General features: G+C 60.9%; 1 protein-coding gene and 1 pseudogene. Both read left to right on the top strand.

Features of this window, described 5'->3' with window-relative positions:
* Positions 1-214, top strand: a pseudogene (locus EOA27_RS41755) (ABC transporter permease); the annotation flags it as partial.
* On the top strand, positions 211-948 hold a 738-nt coding region (locus EOA27_RS38115), incomplete at its 3' end, for an ABC transporter ATP-binding protein (protein ID WP_145970889.1). The pseudogene EOA27_RS41755 and the gene EOA27_RS38115, both read left to right, overlap by 4 nt.

Raw genomic sequence — 948 nt, forward strand, 5'->3', positions numbered from 1 at the left:
GACGTCGCTCTCGTTCCTCGGGCTTGGCGACCCCCTGCAGCCCTCATGGGGCACTTTGCTTTCGCTGGCTCAACGCGCCGGCGCGGCCAGTGCTGGAGCCTGGTGGTATCTCGGCGCCCCCGGAGTGTGCGTCCTCACGGTTTCCCTTAGCTTCGTCCTGATTGGCAATGCCCTCGATGATACGTTCAATCCACGGCGAAGGGTTATTCCATGACAAACTCCTCCCAGGAAAAGCCGCCGCTTCTGGAAGTTAAAGGCCTCTCTGTTGACTATGGGCTCAAGGGCGTTTCATTGCGAGCGATCGACGGCGTAAGCTTCTCGCTCCGGGCCGGAGAGGCTGTGAGCCTGGTCGGAGAATCTGGCAGCGGGAAGACCACGACTGCAATGGCCATCGCGGGTCTGCTATCACCCAACGCGCGGGTCAGCGAGGGCGAGGTACGCTATCGCGGAAAGCGACTGCCGATCGATGACGATGCGGCGATGCGGCCACATCGCTGGAGCGAAACATCCGTTGTCTTCCAAGGTGCGATGAATGCGCTTAATCCCGTTCATCGCATCATCAAGCAGATCGCCGAGCCGTGTATGCTGAAGCTCGGCATGTCGCGTGGCGAGGCGACGGCTCGGGCAAGAGAGCTGATCGAGCTCGTCGGCATTCCGGCGGATCGCGGTTCCGCCTATCCCCAAGAGTTGTCGGGCGGCATGCGCCAAAGGGTGATGATCGCCATGGCGCTCGCATGTCGCCCCTCGATCGTCATTGGAGATGAGCCGACCACGGCGCTGGACGTCATTACCCAGGCTCAGATCCTCAAACTGCTGGGTGACTTGCGATCGCGACTTAACCTTGCCCTCATTTTGATCACCCACGACCTTTCTGTGGTGGCTGAGTGTTGTGATCGCGTGATGATCATGTACGCGGGCCGGATCGTCGAGGATGGCAAGGTCGCCGAG

This window comes from Mesorhizobium sp. M2A.F.Ca.ET.037.01.1.1, from assembly GCF_003998075.1.
Classification (GTDB): Bacteria; Pseudomonadota; Alphaproteobacteria; order Rhizobiales; family Rhizobiaceae; genus Mesorhizobium.